At 37.3% G+C, this 16,255-nt stretch carries 19 protein-coding genes and 1 pseudogene; 7 read left to right on the top strand and 13 right to left on the bottom strand.

Annotated elements, in window-relative coordinates:
* The 3 genes from RQ763_RS02660 to RQ763_RS02670 form a co-directional block, all read right to left on the bottom strand.
* The coding region (locus RQ763_RS02660) for a diguanylate cyclase (RefSeq protein WP_314151000.1) at nt 1-1,197 on the bottom strand (1,197 nt) is incomplete at its 3' end.
* On the bottom strand, nt 1,184-1,579 hold the full coding sequence (locus tag RQ763_RS02665) for a hypothetical protein (RefSeq protein ID WP_314151002.1): 396 nt from the start codon (nt 1,577-1,579) through the stop codon (nt 1,184-1,186). The genes RQ763_RS02665 and RQ763_RS02660, both read right to left, overlap by 14 nt.
* Nucleotides 1,580-1,593: 14 nt before the next feature.
* Nucleotides 1,594-2,769 carry a hypothetical protein gene (locus RQ763_RS02670; RefSeq protein WP_314151003.1) on the bottom strand — a complete coding sequence of 392 codons (1,176 nt, stop codon included), beginning with the start codon at nt 2,767-2,769 and terminating at the stop codon, nt 1,594-1,596.
* Nucleotides 2,770-2,886: 117 nt separating this feature from the next.
* Between RQ763_RS02670 and gatB the strand changes: the two genes are divergently transcribed.
* Genes gatB through RQ763_RS02695 form a run of 5 tightly spaced genes read left to right on the top strand, consistent with a single transcriptional unit; the run spans nt 2,887 to nt 8,798 of the window.
* Nucleotides 2,887-4,311 (top strand): Asp-tRNA(Asn)/Glu-tRNA(Gln) amidotransferase subunit GatB, encoded by a 1,425-nt coding sequence (gene gatB, locus RQ763_RS02675; RefSeq protein WP_314151004.1) that lies wholly within the window; start codon nt 2,887-2,889, stop codon nt 4,309-4,311.
* Nucleotides 4,312-4,318: 7 nt separating this feature from the next.
* A complete protein-coding gene (locus RQ763_RS02680) occupies nt 4,319-5,872 on the top strand; it encodes an ion transporter (RefSeq protein WP_314151005.1) in 1,554 nt (517 codons plus the stop codon).
* A complete protein-coding gene (locus tag RQ763_RS02685) occupies nt 5,869-6,573 on the top strand; it encodes an NAD-binding protein (RefSeq protein ID WP_314151007.1) in 705 nt (234 codons plus the stop codon). Before RQ763_RS02680 ends, RQ763_RS02685 begins: the two co-directional genes overlap by 4 nt.
* A complete protein-coding gene (locus tag RQ763_RS02690; RefSeq protein WP_314151009.1) occupies nt 6,566-7,456 on the top strand; it encodes an NAD(P)H-dependent glycerol-3-phosphate dehydrogenase in 891 nt (296 codons plus the stop codon). The genes RQ763_RS02685 and RQ763_RS02690 overlap by 8 nt, the downstream gene beginning before the upstream one ends.
* The gene (locus RQ763_RS02695; RefSeq protein ID WP_314151010.1) at nt 7,446-8,798 is read left to right on the top strand and encodes an SLC13 family permease; all 1,353 of its coding nucleotides are present in this window, start codon (nt 7,446-7,448) and stop codon (nt 8,796-8,798) included. Before RQ763_RS02690 ends, RQ763_RS02695 begins: the two co-directional genes overlap by 11 nt.
* On the opposite strand, the gene RQ763_RS02700 is transcribed toward RQ763_RS02695, so the two are convergent.
* The gene (locus RQ763_RS02700; protein ID WP_314151011.1) at nt 8,795-8,992 is read right to left on the bottom strand and encodes a hypothetical protein; all 198 of its coding nucleotides are present in this window, start codon (nt 8,990-8,992) and stop codon (nt 8,795-8,797) included. The genes RQ763_RS02695 and RQ763_RS02700 overlap by 4 nt on opposite strands.
* 54 nt (nt 8,993-9,046) lie before the next feature.
* Between RQ763_RS02700 and RQ763_RS02705 the strand changes: the two genes are divergently transcribed.
* Nucleotides 9,047-9,337 carry a Dabb family protein gene (locus RQ763_RS02705; protein ID WP_314151013.1) on the top strand — a complete coding sequence of 97 codons (291 nt, stop codon included), beginning with the start codon at nt 9,047-9,049 and terminating at the stop codon, nt 9,335-9,337.
* Here RQ763_RS02705 and RQ763_RS02710 read toward each other — a convergent pair whose 3' ends face one another.
* From RQ763_RS02710 to RQ763_RS02750, 9 genes are all read right to left on the bottom strand, one after another.
* Nucleotides 9,338-10,543 carry an ArsS family sensor histidine kinase gene (locus RQ763_RS02710; RefSeq protein ID WP_314151014.1) on the bottom strand — a complete coding sequence of 402 codons (1,206 nt, stop codon included), beginning with the start codon at nt 10,541-10,543 and terminating at the stop codon, nt 9,338-9,340.
* A gap of 1 nt (nt 10,544) precedes the next feature.
* Nucleotides 10,545-11,210: a response regulator transcription factor gene (locus tag RQ763_RS02715; protein WP_314151015.1), complete on the bottom strand. Its 666-nt coding sequence runs from the start codon at nt 11,208-11,210 to the stop codon at nt 10,545-10,547.
* Entirely contained in the window at nt 11,203-11,604 is a 402-nt protein-coding gene (locus tag RQ763_RS02720; RefSeq protein WP_314151017.1) for a hypothetical protein, read from the bottom strand. The genes RQ763_RS02715 and RQ763_RS02720 overlap by 8 nt, the downstream gene beginning before the upstream one ends.
* On the bottom strand, nt 11,570-12,682 hold the full coding sequence (locus RQ763_RS02725; protein WP_314151018.1) for a cytochrome b/b6 domain-containing protein: 1,113 nt from the start codon (nt 12,680-12,682) through the stop codon (nt 11,570-11,572). Before RQ763_RS02725 ends, RQ763_RS02720 begins: the two co-directional genes overlap by 35 nt.
* A gap of 12 nt (nt 12,683-12,694) precedes the next feature.
* On the bottom strand, nt 12,695-13,201 hold the full coding sequence (locus RQ763_RS02730) for a diheme cytochrome c (RefSeq protein WP_314151020.1): 507 nt from the start codon (nt 13,199-13,201) through the stop codon (nt 12,695-12,697).
* 10 nt (nt 13,202-13,211) lie between these two features.
* Nucleotides 13,212-13,613, bottom strand: coding sequence for a DUF1924 domain-containing protein (locus RQ763_RS02735; RefSeq protein ID WP_314151022.1), 402 nt, complete (start codon nt 13,611-13,613; stop codon nt 13,212-13,214).
* A 167-nt stretch (nt 13,614-13,780) separates the two neighbouring features.
* Nucleotides 13,781-14,098, bottom strand: a complete 318-nt coding sequence (locus tag RQ763_RS02740) for an EF-hand domain-containing protein (RefSeq protein ID WP_314151023.1) — start codon at nt 14,096-14,098, stop codon at nt 13,781-13,783.
* Between the two features lie 57 nt (nt 14,099-14,155).
* Nucleotides 14,156-14,917, bottom strand: coding sequence for a patatin-like phospholipase family protein (locus tag RQ763_RS02745; RefSeq protein ID WP_314151025.1), 762 nt, complete (start codon nt 14,915-14,917; stop codon nt 14,156-14,158).
* Nucleotides 14,914-15,507, bottom strand: a complete 594-nt coding sequence (locus RQ763_RS02750; protein ID WP_314151026.1) for a DUF502 domain-containing protein — start codon at nt 15,505-15,507, stop codon at nt 14,914-14,916. The genes RQ763_RS02745 and RQ763_RS02750 overlap by 4 nt, the downstream gene beginning before the upstream one ends.
* Before the next feature lie 78 nt (nt 15,508-15,585).
* On the opposite strand from RQ763_RS02750, the pseudogene RQ763_RS02755 reads away from it, so the two are divergent.
* Nucleotides 15,586-16,255: pseudogene (locus tag RQ763_RS02755) on the top strand (M48 family peptidase); the annotation flags it as partial.

Raw genomic sequence — 16,255 nt, forward strand, 5'->3', positions numbered from 1 at the left:
GGCTGTTATTTTGCCTACTTTGGTGAAATTGAACTCTTCTATCTTTACTCTTAAGTGTTCAGAGAGAGCCACTGCTCCTTTTTCGTCTGTTTGTAAACAGACTATCATAAACTCCTCACCGCCCCATCTACCTAAAAAGTCTATATCTCTTATATTATTTTTAAGAATATCTGCAAACTCTTTTAAAATCAAATCGCCAACAAGGTGCCCGTATGTGTCATTCACAAGTTTAAAATTATCTATATCAAGTAAAATTATTGAAAAGGTACTCTCAAATCTATTTTTCTTTTTAAGCTCTATATCGATTATCTCATCAATTTTAATTCTATTGTAAATATTTGTAAGCCTGTCAGTGACATATAAATTATCCAACTCTATTTTCGCGTTAGACAACTCTTCGTGATTTTTTTGAAGTTTGTCGATAAATATATTTATCGATTTTATAATTTGACCGAGTTCGTCATGAGAGACTATGTTGAGTCGTTTTTCAAAATCAACATCTCCCATCGCAATCTCATTTGAATCATCTATTATTCTTTTTATCTTATATTTTAAATCTCTATAAACTAGAAATATAACTATGGAAGAGATGAGCAGCCATGTTAAAAATATGAAATTTCCATTAAGTAAAGTAAAGCTTGTACTGTTGTATAGAGAGTTGATATTTTTTTCAATATCTGTTTTTGTTTTGTTTTTTAAATTTTTAAATAAAGCATCAATAGTATTATATTTTTCAACTAAATTTTTTGTATCGTTTTCGATATTTTCATAGTGATAACTGCTATTTATAATTTTTACAGAAACATCTCTGCTTGTTTCATAGTAGTTGTTAAAGGCGGACAGAGTCTCTTTTATCTCTTCTTTATAGCTGCTGTATGCAAATCTGTTTAAATTATCTCTTATGTTATCGGCATTTTTATCAGAGGAGGCTACCCAATCAATCTCTTTTGCTATGACTGCGCTGTTCATCTCGTTGAGTATTTTTTCCAATAATAAAATATTGCCGTTTGAGATTTCATGCAAGGGCATCAATTCGCTGTTAACGTCATTTACATACTGCTTCATATCCAGCATAATCAAAAATATAAAAAAGTAGAACGGCAGAACTAAAATAAGACCAAACAGAGGTGCAAGCAGGAACTTTTTAAGAATTGAAATAGAGTTGTAATAAAATAGCAAGCTCTTAATTTTCTTCATAGATAATTTTCCACTCATTAGTTAAATTTTCTTTATTTATATAGGCAATTGTGTTTACCTCTTTAAGTTTTTCTACCATCTCCTGCCAATCCAATCTTTTTGATATTGATTTTCTTCCGGTAAAAACCAATCTAGCCCAGTAGCTATTGTATTGAGACTCACTTTTTTCTAAAACGGTGTTGCAAAATTGGTTATGCAGTTTTTCATCATCTGATAAAATAGGCACTACTTTTACATCTTCTATTTTATCTATTTTCGCCAGATAAATATATTGAACCAGCTCTTTTGATATTGCATCTATTTGGGAGTTTTTATTTGTCACTACTACTATTTGCGCATTTAAAAAGTAGATGTTAAGCAGAAGCAAAAAAAGAGTTTTCATACAACAACGCCCTTTCAAAATATAAAATCCAAAGCAAAAGAGAATACATTTAACTCTTGCGGCTCTTGCAGAGTGTTTAGATGGTAACTTCCCATACTGCCCTTAGGAACAACATGCTCATATTGAAATTTTATGTCAATATTTTCGTTTATATAGTACTTTATGCCAATCGTCTTTGATGATTGTGCCGTGTTTTGTGAGCGAAGAAGATTGTTTAGTACGGGTGAGACTGTGTTTGCTTCATAAGTAATCTCATCCATCTTGCTCTTGGCATAGGTTACAAAGGGAATAAGTTTCTCAAAACTATAACCGAGAGTAGCGTAATATCCATGGACATCTCTAATAAAGCTCTTAACTCTTTTTTGTCCATATTCACTTAAAAATAGAATATTTTTATAATCTAAAAATATTCCAAACCCCAAATATTCTGATTTTTTATCTTTGTACTCATATTGATCAGCCAGCTCATTCAGCCCAAATGTCCTTAAGCCGCTAAAGAGCTGATTCAATGCTTGGCTTGATGCAGTTATATCGGCACTCATATATGTAGCCCTTGCCTGAAGGGCGGCTGTACCGAATGTCAAGTTTAACGTATAGAGATTGTCGATTTTTACATTTGCCTCTTGATTAAGTGTGTGGTTTGGAACTGTTAGCTCTTCTTCTCCGTATCCTGCTTGAATGGTGTAAAAATATTTATCTACTAAGCCTGAGTAGGTCACTTCTACGCCGTTGTAAGAGGAGAAAGGAATTTGACCGTAAACCTCCACGCTCTCTCTAATCATAAGATTTGAATAACCAATATTTAAGTTGTCGGAATTTCTAAAATATGGTGTTCTAATTCTTCCTATCTTAATAATAATATTTTCGCCAGAGTCGTACTTGAGATATCCCCAGTCTACAGATGCCCTGACTCTGTCTTCATAATCATTTTTGACTATGCCTTGGAGAAGTATTGAGAAGTCGTCATTGATTTTTAGTGTAGGTTGCAAGCCGATTAACGTATCTGTTTTATAGCTTAAATCACCGGATGAGCCGTCTTTTTGAAATATATCTTTTCTGTATATGTAGTTGCTGTTGTCGTTATACACAGCGCCAAATGTGCCAAAAGTTTTTATATCAAATTCGCTTGAATAGGCGGATGAAGCTAATAATAAAAAGATAATTTTACACAATAATTTTTTGGTTTTCATAGAGTAAATTATATAATAAAAAAATAGTTTTTCTCGATTCGGGCGGTGTTTATGAAAGTTAAAAGCATAATTGGGTAAAATCCAACACAATATTATAATTTTTTATCAAGGAAAACTATGTTTGAAATAGTTATCGGTCTAGAAGTCCACGTTCAGCTAAACACAAAAACTAAACTTTTTTGCTCATGTCCTACGAGCTTTAACCATAAACAAAATACAAACACATGCCCGACCTGTCTTGCACTCCCTGGGGCTCTTCCGGTGCTGAACAAAGAGGTGCTTCATAAGTCTGTAATGCTTGGAACGGCAATAGATGCAACTATAAATAAAACATCATATTTTGATAGAAAAAGTTACTTTTATCCTGATAGCCCATCCGCTTACCAGATTACGCAGCTCTATACTCCTGTAGTTGAGCATGGAACACTGCGAATTGACTTTGAGAACGGAACCCATAAAATTATTCGTATAAATCGTGCGCATATTGAAGCCGATGCGGGAAAAAACATACATGACGGTGCTATCTCAAAAGTTGATTTGAACCGCGCAGGAACACCGCTTTTAGAGATAGTGAGCGAGCCTGACATGAGAAGTGCCGAAGAGGTTACGCTCTATCTTAAAAAACTCCACTCGATTATCCGCTACCTTGATATCGGCGATGCAAACATGCAAGAGGGCTCATTTCGCGTGGATGTAAACGTCTCTATCCGCCCTAAAGGGGACGAGAAACTCTACACCCGTGTGGAGATAAAAAATATCAACAGCTTTAGGTTTATCCAAAGAGCCATAGAGCTTGAAGTTGCTCGCCAGAGTGAAGCTTGGGAAGACGGTGTTTATGATAAAGAGATTCTTCAAGAGACAAGACTTTTCGACCAAGTAAAACAAGAGACCCGTTCAATGCGCGGTAAAGAGGAAGCGGCTGACTATCGTTACTTTCCTGAACCAGACCTATTAAAAGTGGTTGTAACCGATGATATGATGGAGGAATTTAGCAAAATTCCTGAGCTTCCAGATGAGAAGATGGAGCGTTTTGTAAAAGATTACGGCATGAGCGAGTACAACGCTATGGTTGTTACATCTTCTGTTGAGATGGCACACTACTTTGAGAGCATGATGCAAGAGGGCATAAGCGCTAAAAATGCTCTTACATGGTTGACGGTCGAGCTTCAAGGCAGATTTAAAGGAGAGGTAAATATCTCAAACTCTCCGGTTGAAGCTAAAAAGCTTGGCTTTTTGGTAAAGAGAATAGAAGATGGCACCATAAGCGGAAAAGCTGCTAAAGAGGTGCTTGATTTTCTCTTAGAGAAGGGCGGCGATGTTGATAGTGCGATAGAGACGTTAGGTCTTAAGCAGGTAAGCGATACCGGCGCGCTTGAAGCAATCTGCGATGCTATCATTAACGCAAATCAAGACAAAGTTGCAGAGTATAGAAGCGGAAAAGATAAGCTTTTTGGTTTCTTTGTAGGGCAGGTCATGAAAGAGTCCAAAGGAAGCGCTAATCCGCAGAGCGTAAACGAGATATTAAAAGCAAAGTTGGGATAGTATTTTGTTGAAACGTTTGATAGTAGACGGCGCCTATGCGATTAATACGTCAAAACGTTATGCCAAGATAAAGCATTTTTTTTATAATTTTTTAGAAAATGACTCCAACAAATACAAAAAGATATTTGACCTCTTTATGATAGCGCTTATCTTCTCAAGCGTTGCAATACTAATCAGAGAGGTAAAGTCTCATGTAGACGACTCCCTTCTTTTTTTTAACAACTACATCATCTCAATCTTTTTTCTTATAGAGTATCTGCTCAGATTTTGGGTAACCAGCAGTGTAAGCGAGATAATCATCAAGCATAGTGAATATGACGTTATGCTAAAGAGAGAGTTTAGTCTTTTAAAAGCTTTTAGAGAGATTATCGGCATAAAGATGCGGTATGTTTTTTCTATAAAGGCTATTATAGATCTCTTTGCCATACTTCCGTTCTTCCATGAGTTAAGACTTATGAGACTCTTTGTGCTCCTTAGGGTATTTAAACTCTTTAGGTATGCAAAAAGCATACAGACATTCGGCTCTGTGATTGCAACTAAGAAGTTTGAGTTTTTAACACTTTTAATTTTTGCATCTATAATTATTTTTGTCTCATCCGTTCTTATATATGTTATGGAGGCAAACAATCCAGCTTCGCCTATAAATACTATGTTTGAAGCCATATACTGGGCAGTCGTGACAATCTCTACGGTTGGTTATGGAGATATCACTCCTGTAACTGAAGAGGGAAGAATTGTGGCTATGTTTGTCATCGTAGCCGGAATCGCAGTCTTCTCTTTTACAACCTCTTTGATAGTGACTGCATTTACAGAGAAGCTTGATGAGATAAAAGATGACAAGCTTATAAATGACATAGCTAAGATGAAAAGCTTTTACCTAATATGCGGTTATGAGGGGATATCAAAAGAGATTGCAAAACAGTTATCGCACAACAGTAAGATTATTATTTTAGAAGAGAATGATAAAAAAGCGAGACAAGCAAAAAAAGATGGTTTTTTTGCTCTTAATTATGATCCCGGAAGTATAGATAGCTACAAAAAACTTCGCATAAACATACAAGACCAGGTAAAAGCGATACTCTGCCTTGGGCACAGCGATGTTGAGAATGTTTATACCGCTTTGACCGTTCGCTCTTTCAACAAAGATGTTTATATACTCTCTATTTTAAAAAATAAGATGAATAAAAACAAGCTGATGTTTGCAGGCGTAAATGAGGTTTTTTACGAAAAAGAGCTTGTGGGAATGATTGCAAAGGGTCTTGCAGGACAAAAAATTGCATTTGAGGCTATTCATGCTCTTCGTTCAAACTATAACGGCGTTGATATGCAAGAGATCGTTATAAACGAGAGAATAGCAGGCAACTACAGAAGTGTCGGAGAGCTTCAGAGCAAAAAGTTTAGGATACTTCTTTTGGGGCTTTACAAAAGTAGCTCAAAAGAGTTTTTGTTCAATCCAAAAGATGATACCACTGTTAAGGCAGGGGACTATCTGCTGCTTATAGGCAACGTTCAATTCATAAAAGAGTTTAATAGCTTTTTATACAAAAAGGATGGCAGATGAGAAAGAGTACCGCACTGCTTTTTGGGTATAACGACTATACGCTAGAGATCGTAAAAAACATCTCTCTTTATTATGAAAATATAAAGATATTCAGACTTGATGAGGGCAGTGATAAAAATATACAAAACAGCAAGTACGAAATATTAAGATTTGATCTAAGCGATGATTGGGATGAGCTAAAGGGCAGCGTCAATATAGACGAGTGTACTGCATTTTGCGTACTAGAAGATACTGCAGAGAATATCTTTCTTACAATCTCGCTTAGAGAGGCATTTCGGGAGCTCAGTATTGTGGCATTGGCGGAAGATAAAGAGAGTTCGGACAAGCTCTCTCTTGCGGGAGCCTCAAGGGTTATACCTACTATTCAGACAACGGCAAATATGATAGTAGAGATGCTTGAAAAGCCGATAATCACACAAGTGCTTCACAATATTTTGTATGAAAAGAGTGATTTAAAAATTGCCCAGATAAGAGTAGATAATGCCCATAGGTTTGAAGGAGCCTACCCATACGATATAGATTGGGGAGCAGAGTACAATGTACTGGTTTTGTCGGTTTTAAGAGAAGATTTGGAGACTGAGTTTATATATTCATCAAAAGCAAAACATCATCAAATAAAAGAGGGCGATGTGTTTGTAGTGGTCGGGTATGAGAAAGATTTAGGCGAATTTGAAAGAATTATGGGGAGCAGATATGACTAAAGTAGGAGTAATCGGAGCAGGAAAATGGGGAAGCGCTTTGGCTTTTGCACTAAGTGAGAAGTGCGAAGTTTATATAACCTCAAGGACTCCAAGAGATATGAAAAATTTTGTCTCTTTGGATGAGATTTTAAAACTGGAGTATCTCGTTATTGCTATTCCTGCACAGCAGGTTTCGTCTTGGCTGAGAGATAATTTTAAATATAAAAATCAAAAAATATTGGTTGCCGCAAAAGGGATAGAAGCTACAAGCGGAAGATTTTTAAATGAGATATATGAGGAGTATGTTCCCGATAACAACATTGCTTTTCTCTCAGGTCCCTCGTTTGCCACTGAGGTTATGAAGTCGCTTCCTACCGCGCTTGTAGTCAACTCTAAAAATGAGGAGCTTAGCAAAAAGTTTGCCTCCTTTTTTCCATCATTTATAAAAACATACACCTCCACAGATGTGGCAGGAGCAGAGGTTGCGGGTGCTTATAAAAATGTCATAGCCATAGCAGCAGGCATTTGTGAAGGCTTAGGTCTTGGGAAAAATGCAGCCGCTTCGCTAATATCTAGAGGTCTTGTGGAGATGCAGAGATTTGGCAAAGAGTACGGTGCAAAAGAGGAGAGCTTTGTAGGTCTAAGCGGAGCAGGGGATCTCTTTTTAACCGCATCATCGACCATGAGCAGAAACTTTCGCGTCGGCTTGGGGATTGCAGAGGGCAAATCTAAAGAGCAGATAGTAGAGGAGCTCGGAGAGGTTGCAGAGGGCATCGGAACAACATATGCGCTCTATAAAATAGCCAAAGAAAAAGATCTCTATCTTCCTATTGCAAGAGAAGTTTACAATATGTTAGAGGGTTTAGACCCGCATGTGAGTTTGAGCAATTTCCTTGCAAACTAAAACAACAACAATAAAAATAGCGGTAGCTATTTTGATCGGTCTGTCTGTTTTTGCGCTCTCGCTGACTATCTTCAGCGCCACTCAGGCTTCACTTTTAGGGCTTATTGCTCTTATGGTTACTCTTTGGACAAACGAGGGTCTGCCGCTTGGAGTTGTATCTCTGTTGCCGATTGTGCTTTTTCCATCTTTTTCAATTCTCTCAACAAGCAACACTACTCTAAACTATGCAAATCCTATAATATTTCTATTTTTCGGCGGCTTTTTGCTAGCCATAGCAGTTGAGAAAACAGAGCTTCATAGATGGGTCACAGATAAGATGTTTGCCATCTTTCCATCAACTCCAAAAGGGATAATCTTTTCGCTCACAATAGCCTCCGGACTGCTTAGCTCACTCCTCTCAAACACCACAACGACACTGCTTTTGATCTCAATCGCTCTTTTTATAACCGAAGATGTAAGGCTTAAGATGAGGTTTGCCCTCTCTATTGCCTACGGTGCCAGCGTGGGAGGGATTTTAACTCCGATAGGAACGCCGCCAAACCTTATTTTGCTCGGTTTTATGCAGAAGAGCGGCATGGAGGCAATCTCCTTTTTGCAGTGGATGGTAATGGTCGCTCCGCTTGTTTTTGTGATGTTTTTTGTGGTTGCGTCTCTGCTTAGCATTGGCGTAAAAGATATAGAGGTATCCATAAAGAGCGAAAAAAAAGCCCTGAGCGTTGAGCAGAAAAAAGTTCTTTTCTTAATTGGCGGAGTTATTTTGCTGCTTCTGCTAAATGCTCCTCTTAAGCCATACTGGAGCGGGTTAGGGCTCAATGAAAACGGTATATTGCTAGGTGCGGGACTTCTGCTTTTTGCTCCGCCATTTAGCACTCTTGATTGGACTGACGACAAAGGAAAGATCCCCTTTAGGATTATGTTTTTATTTGGCGCAGGTTTTTCGATTGCAGCCGCTTTTAGCGCAACGGGTCTTGCCGATGAGGTTGCCTCTTACCTGATTGTCATAACGCAGCTTCATCCTATTTTAATCATTTTAAGTGTGGCTATGCTTATAACATTTACAACGGAGATAACCTCAAATACGGCGCTTATATCGGTCATGCTCCCCGTTATATATGCGGTCTCACAGCAGAGCGGGCTTGATGCGACTCTCTTTATGATGGTAGCCACGGTGTGTGCAAGCTATGCCTTTATGCTCCCAATTGCTACGCCTCCAAATGCCGTAGCCATGAGCAGCGGAGCCGTAAGCGTCAATGATATGGCAAGATATGGGGTTGTTTTTAACTTTATAGGGATCTTTTTAATAGTGATAATAGCAGAGTTTTTTTGGAAAGGGTTTCTTTAGAGGTCTCTGTTTTTGTACATGGTGTAAAAATCTTTTAAAATAAGCCCAGCCGTAAAAAACCATAAAATATTTAGCATATAGTTGTTATTAAGACCGCTGTTGTAAAGATATGGAAATACAAGAAAGTAAGGCCACTTGAAGAAGTAAAAAAACAGTATTGTCGACCCGTAAAGTTCTCTTAAAATTCTTTTCATAAGGCTATTTTACCCTTTTTAGGTAGAATTTCACAAAAAAAGCAGGGGTTTCGTATGATAGTTCATATAGTGATGTTTAAATTTAAAGAAGAAAAGAGAGAGTCAAATATTAAAGAGGTAGTTAAGAGACTTAATGCTCTGGTAGAGTTGATTCCTGAGTTGAAGTCTATGGAGGTAGGTGTCAATTTTACAGACTCCGAGCGGGCGTTTGATCTCTCTCTCTACTCTACGTTTGAAACAAAAGAGGCTTTAGCTTCTTACGCAATCCACCCGAAGCATTTAAAAGTAGTCGAACTTATAAAGTCCGTGACTTTGGAGTCAAAAGTAGTCGATTATATTTTATAATCAGGCGGATGAGGGACTTAAGTTTAGACAAAAGATATTTTCTCCCTCTTCATGCATGTAGCTTAATGAAAAGTTATGTTTGTCGCTGATTTTCTTTACAATGCTGAGCCCAAGCCCAAAGCCGTCTCTTTGAGAGAGCTCCTGGGTAAATGGTTTTAGGTAGTACTCAAGCTCCTTTGAGAGCTTTTCGCCTCTGTTTATGACGTAGATATTCTGCTTTGAAGCCTTCAGCGTTATAGGAAGTTCTGAGGCATATTTGAGTGCATTGTCAATAAGATTTTTAAGAGCGACAGAGAGATAGTGTAGATCGCCCTCTATTTTAAAATCATCCTCTATTTTAAGAGCGATATTTGATTCATCTTCTATGTAGAGCTTGCTAAGAGACTCTAGTATAAGTGTCTCTGCGCTGAAAGTAGAGATGTTTAGCTTTGTGGAGTTTAGCTTCTCCAGCTCTATCAGCTCATTTGTCAGTATCTCCAAATCTGAAAATATCTTTTGCAGCAGCTCTTTTTGAGAAATATCTGCAATCTTGAGGCTTGCGAACTTTCCTTTTGCAATCGGGGTTCTAAGCTCATGCCCTATATCTCTTAGCAGCTCCTCTCTGGTCTTTATAAGCTCCTCTATTGAAGCAGCCATCGTATTAAAGGCGCGTGAGAGTGTTCCTATCTCATCGTTTGAGGTTACCTCTATTCTGCTTTGCATATCTCCGTTAGAGAAATTTTGGATCTCTTTTGTTATCTTTTTAAGAGGTGAGAGCAGTTTTAAGAGATATAAAAATATGAGAATAAGGACAAAAACATCTAAAAATATGAGAATATTGAGTTTTAGTTTGTCGTTAATATTCTCCTCATCGGGAGTTTTAAGGGTGTAGTTTTCATCAAGAAAGTTTATCTCAATGACAAACTCATCTTCAAACGACGCCTTTTGGATGGAGATAAAACCAAAGGTATGTTTTTCATAGTAGAGAATTTCTCTGTTCTTTTTATCCAGAGCATCGACTCTTTTTAGAGCATATTTTGAGATTATCCTCTCTACTTTGTCCCTGTTGTCTATATTTTGAAATATCTCATTTGAGATCTTTAGGTACTTCTCTTTTATAAGGTCATCGACTCTTTTGGAGTTAATATTGTCAATCCAAAATCCAATAATATTCATAAGGATAAAACTTATTAAAAAGAGTATGGATATTTTTCTGATAATCGACATATTAGCCCACAAACTTATAGCCGATGCCCCATACGGATTTGATGTACTTGGGCTCTTTTGGGTCGTCGCCTATCTTGTTTCTAATGTTTGAGATGTGCGTATCTATGGTTCTGTTTTTTGTGTTCTCATCCAGTGAGGTGGCATTTAGTATCTGTTCTCTTGAGGAGATTTTATTTCTGTTCTCTACTAAAAACAGAAATATCTCAAACTCTATTTTTGTAAGATCAATCGAGTAATCCCCCAAAGAAACCTCTCTGTTTGCTTTGTCTATCGTAAACTCTCCAATCGTAGTTTTACCGCTTAGAGATTTTTTTAAAATATGCTCTATTCTTAGGACAAGCTCCCGCGGCTCATAAGGTTTTGCGAGATAGTCATCAGCGCCCAAGTCAAAACCGTGTATTTTGTTTCCTATGTCTCCTCTTGCCGAAGAGATAATGACAGGAGTGTCGGAGATGCTTTTTATCTTCTTTAAAACATCAAAACCATCAATGTCCGGAAGCATCAAATCTAAGATAATAATTGAGTAGGAGCCGTTCTTCTCAAGCTCCTCTATGGCATCTTTTGGATGTGAAAAGGCAGAGCATATAAAGTCATACTCCTTTAAGTAATCCGCTATAAAACCCTGCATCTGCAGGTCGTCTTCTATAAGCAAAACTTTTTTATTCAACTTGCCACTCCCGAAGATAGTATGAAAACAGCTCTCTTTGCGAAGCTGACAAAATAGAGTGAATCTTCTCTAATGTTTTGGCTTCAAGCCCTATTGCATCTTCACATTTATCTTTGGCAATCTGCTCGTAGCGCTCTTTATCAAACGTCTCTTCTCTCAGCAGCTCTTGAAGTCTCTTCTCTTTTTCTTCTCTCTTTTTGTAAAATTTTTCATATTTTTCTCTGTACTCTACAACTATCTCTTTTATCTCTTTGTGCTGATCTTTGCTTAGGTTTAAATAGTCTAGATTTTTGTATATATGATCTTTTTTGTGCTCATAATCATCATCATCCGCAATAAGAGAAAAAGATAGAAGCAGACTACATATAAGCGTTAATATTTTTAATCTTCTCATCTTCAATCAATCCTTTTTCAATATCGCTGTGACATGCTTTGCAGTTTGCTCTGCTTTTTACGTTCTCATGGGCAAAGACTTTTTTTGGAATTTCGCCATGTTTTGTTTTCCAGAAATCAGTCTGGGTTATTGCTATTATATCTTTATTTTTTATTGAATTCAAAATCTTCACACTCACCTCTTGAGTCGAATTTTCCGCGCTGTTTTTGAGTAAAAAATCTAAAATATTTCTGTTATCTGTCTCATCAATAGAGGCATCGTCTCCAAAGTGGTTTTGAAGGTCCGCCATTAAAATACTCCACGATTTTGCAGGTAGAGTATGCGGCGGATAGAGAGTATGACAAGACGCACACTCATCAACAAAAAGCTCATTTTGCGCTCTGTAATCCAGCGGAACATACTTTGAAGCAATCAACGGATTGCTAGAAGCAGTTAGGCTGAAGAACAAAAACGCAACAAGCAGAGCTAAAAGCAGCGCCGCAATCAGTTTTTGAAAGATGTTCAGTTTTATGCCCTCTTGCTCTTTTGTCACCTTATAGCCGTTAAAGATGGACTCAAGCGTCTTATGTTTGGAGTGAAGAAGCTTATCGCTTAAAACGCCCAAAAGATGCATAACTATAAGAGCGATCAATACGCCAGAGAGAAACTCATGTATCTCCTCAAAAAGCTCCATCTCTTTAAAAAAAGTGCTGTTTAGGGAGGATAGGACACCCTTTCCCTCTTGAATTCCAAGAGTTAAAACTCCGGTAATCACGGCTAGAAAAGAGACCGCCAAAATAGCAATCATTACATATGAAGCCAAAGGATTGTGTCCTACATATTTTTGCTCACTGCTAAAAATATTTGCAACAAACTCTTTGACCTCGCCGATGCTCATGGGGAAATCTTTAAACTTTGAGTATTTTGGACCCAGATAGCCCCAAAAAAATCTAAAGCCCAAAAGGATTAAAATAGCATAACCGATCAGGGCATGGTAGTTGAGAAAGTCATCATCTTCGGTTAAAAAAGCAAGCAGTATCAGCAGGGCAAAGAGCCAGTGAAAAACCCTTGTCGGAAGCGACCAAATATAGGACTTCATTGTCTTGCCTCCCTAATCTTCCCATTTTCCGTAGTTTGGAATCAAAATATCTTTCTCGCTGTATATCCCTTTTTCTGCCGTAGTGTGGCATGCGCTGCAGTTAAAGAGCCCTTTTACTTCATCCTGCGTTATAAGATCCTCTCGTATCTCTCTATGCTTTTTTACCATGTATGGGGTTTTAGATATTGACTCAGGAACTTCTCCATGCCTTATACTCTTTACAATCTTGTTGCTTCTTTTGTATTTCATAGCTTTTTCGGCACTGTTTTGGTGCAGATACTCTAAGACAGCGTTAAAATCATCTTTTTCCAAAGTTGCATCGGTATCAAAGTGATTTTGCAGATTTGACATCATCTTCGCCCATGCGTTTGATGGCAGAAGACCTGGTTGATATGCGAAGTGGCAAGAACCGCACTCCTTTTTGTAGAGCTCGTTTGTTACAGGAGCAACACCTTTTTTCTCGTAAGAGCCTGCTAGTAATATGCCGCCAAGCATAGCAAATAAAATTAATGATTTCATCTTTTTCTCCTTATTTGTTGATGATGTATGTGACTACATCACCTTTTTCTTGAATTGTTCCTTCACGATTATATACATCTATGAAGTTCCTCTTTAGCCATTTTTCTATTGTCTTGATCTCGCTAAATCTTTTTGGATTTGTTTTTGGAGAGAGTGGTTCAATCTCTTTAACAGTAAAAAAATTTTTACCGGCTTTGTTTAAATCATCTCCATGACAGGATACGCATGAGACCTCTTCGCCTCTTTTGCCGATATGTTTTGAGGTAAAAATCTCTTCGCCTCTTTTGATACTAAAGGCTTTAAAGCTTGAATCTTGGACTTTTGCCTCTTTTGCAAGAGTTTCTAAGAACTCATCAACGACTGCCGCAGAGGATATGCCAAAAAGCGCAACCAACGTAAGTATAATCTTCATTTTCTCTCCTTTTTTTAGTTTATGATGAAAGTATAAAAGGATAGTGTCAAATATTTATGTTTGGTTTCTTGACATTTTCTTGACAGGTAGTGGTGGAGATGTTATTGATTATATTTTATTGTAGAGGAGTGTCGGTGTGTTAAAAAGATTTAACACGCCGATTTTATTTATCTTTTTCTTCTAGTTTGATGTTCTAAAAACTCTTTTTTATTCACCAAACCATCTTCATCTGCATCCATCTTTGAGAACTCATAGTGGCTTTTTGTATTGCGTAGCATTCTGCCGTCTTCTTTTCTCTCTTGGACTCTTTTATCTCTTGCCTCATTTAACTCGCTCTCAGTGAGAGTACCATCGCTATTTAGGTCAAAACTCTCAAACGTAGGCATATCACGCCCCATATTTTGCGCTAGAGCTCCAACGGGTGCGACCAATAACAAACTTAGTGGAATAAGAGACAATCTTATATACTTAGTAAACTTTTGCATAACTAGACTCCTTTTTTTGGTATTAGAAGTATTGTAGCACATTAAGCGTAAACTTTTTTAAAGCTCTTTTAGTATTCTCTTTGTCTCTTTATATCCAAGATCAATCAGCTCTTTCATTTGAGACATATCGACCGCGTTATACTTCGAAAGGTCTGGTTTTATAGTTAGGTCAGCCTCTTTTGTTTGAGCTTTTTTATTTATTTTGACCAAAAAGTTAAAACTGTTATATAGAACCTCAATAACATTTTCAGGCTTTTTGTAAGAGCGCTCAGGAACAAGGTCTACTCCTATTAAAAAATCAACATCCTTATCTTTTAGACAGCTAAGAGGAACATTTTCAACAATCCCGCCATCAACCAAAAGTCTCTCTTCAATCTCAACAGGAATAAAAATTCCGGGGATACATGTGCTTGCAACAACTGCGTCCGCAACGCTTCCTTTGTTCAAGATGACCTTCTCTCCGGTTGTAATATCAGTAGCCATCATCCCAAGCGGGATGTTTGCATCTTCAAAATTTTTCTTACCTATGTTGTGTTTAATAATCTCGCCTATTTTTTCATTTGAGAGAAGTCCATATTTTGAGAGAGTAAGTGATGAGAGCTTTTTCCACTCAAACTCAACGACTATCTTCTCTATCTCTTGGGGAGTTTTTCCAAAAGCATAGAGTGCTGCAACAATCGCGCCTGCACTTGTGCCGCAGATTGCTTTAATTTTAATATCTTCTTCTTCCAACGCTTTTAATACGCCCACATGAACAGCTCCTAAAACCGCTCCGCCACCTAGCGCCAAACCTATTTTTTTATCTTTAAGATTACTCATATCTGCTCTGCTTTGTTTTTTTTGCTGCTTGAGATTCCTGCCGTCATTATAAATCCAAGCGCATCTTCTGTTTTCATGTCAACAAAAGTTATATTTTTTTTGGGGATAAACAGGGAGTATCCGCCCACTTGATAACTCATCTGAAAATATACAACGACAGGCTCCTCCATATCTAAAAATTTAAATCTATCCAAATCTCTTGAGGTAATAAAGCCCATGATTTTTGCATCAAGTGTCGGCAAACTGACAAGAACTACAATGTCGTTCTCTTTGTTTTTGAGATTTGAGAAAAAGTTGAAAAAGTCTTTTACCGCGCCGTAGAGAGTGTTTACGAGAGGCATTTTATCGACAAGTGACTCAAAAAAATCTCTTAATTTTTGAACAATCCAAAGTTTTAGAAGCAAGCCTACAAAAAATACGACGGCGATGCCCGTTACAAATCCCAAACCTGTTATGTAGTACTCTTTTGGGAGAACATATAAAATAAGATTGCCAAAAAAATGCTCGGTTGTCGTCAAAATCCAAATAAGCAGATATAAAACCAAGGCAGTCGGCAGAATAAGGCTAAGACCGTTTATAAAAGTTTTCACAGATGTTCCTTGAGTGTTTTAAAATTTAAAAGATTGTATCAAAATAATGTTAGAATTTCAAAAAAATAAGGCAGTTGCATGTTAATGACAATAGTGGGAATTTATACTCTTTTTATACTCATCTCTATATATACGAGCGTTATGCAGATAGGTTATGTAAATAGAGCAAAAAAGGGCAAAGCAGTTCTTCTCTTGGACAATGATTTTATAAAAGCGGGAAATTACAGCGTTGCAAAAGAGAAGATGAGCATTGCAAGTATGTTTATAGACTATATTGTCTTTATTTTTTGGATAGGTTTTGGAATCAAATTTTTGGAACAAAATATATCTTATGAGAATGAAGCGCTTCTCAATATTGCCATCGTCATGGGATTTTTGGTTATAAACTCGCTTATCTCTCTGCCGTTTTCATACTATGAAAAATTTATTCTGGATGAGAAGTTCGGTTTTAACAAATCAACCCTTGGGCAGTGGATAAAAGATACCATTATCTCATTTGTTATGACGCTTCTCTTTGGCTCTTTAGTGGTTTGGGGAGTCTATATGATAATCTCAAACTTTGATCTTTGGTGGCTTTGGAGTTTTCTCTTTATCTTTGCGGTCGTCGTTCTTATTAACATGTTGTACCCGACTTTTAGAGCGCTTTTCTTTGACAAACTTACTCCGCTTCAAAATGAAGAACTAGATGTTCAGATAAAAGATTTGATGGATAGAACCGGCTTTGTAAGTTCCGGTGTTTTCATAAGTG

The organism is Sulfurimonas sp. (genome assembly GCF_032250635.1).
In the GTDB taxonomy this organism is placed as follows: Bacteria; Campylobacterota; Campylobacteria; order Campylobacterales; family Sulfurimonadaceae; genus Sulfurimonas.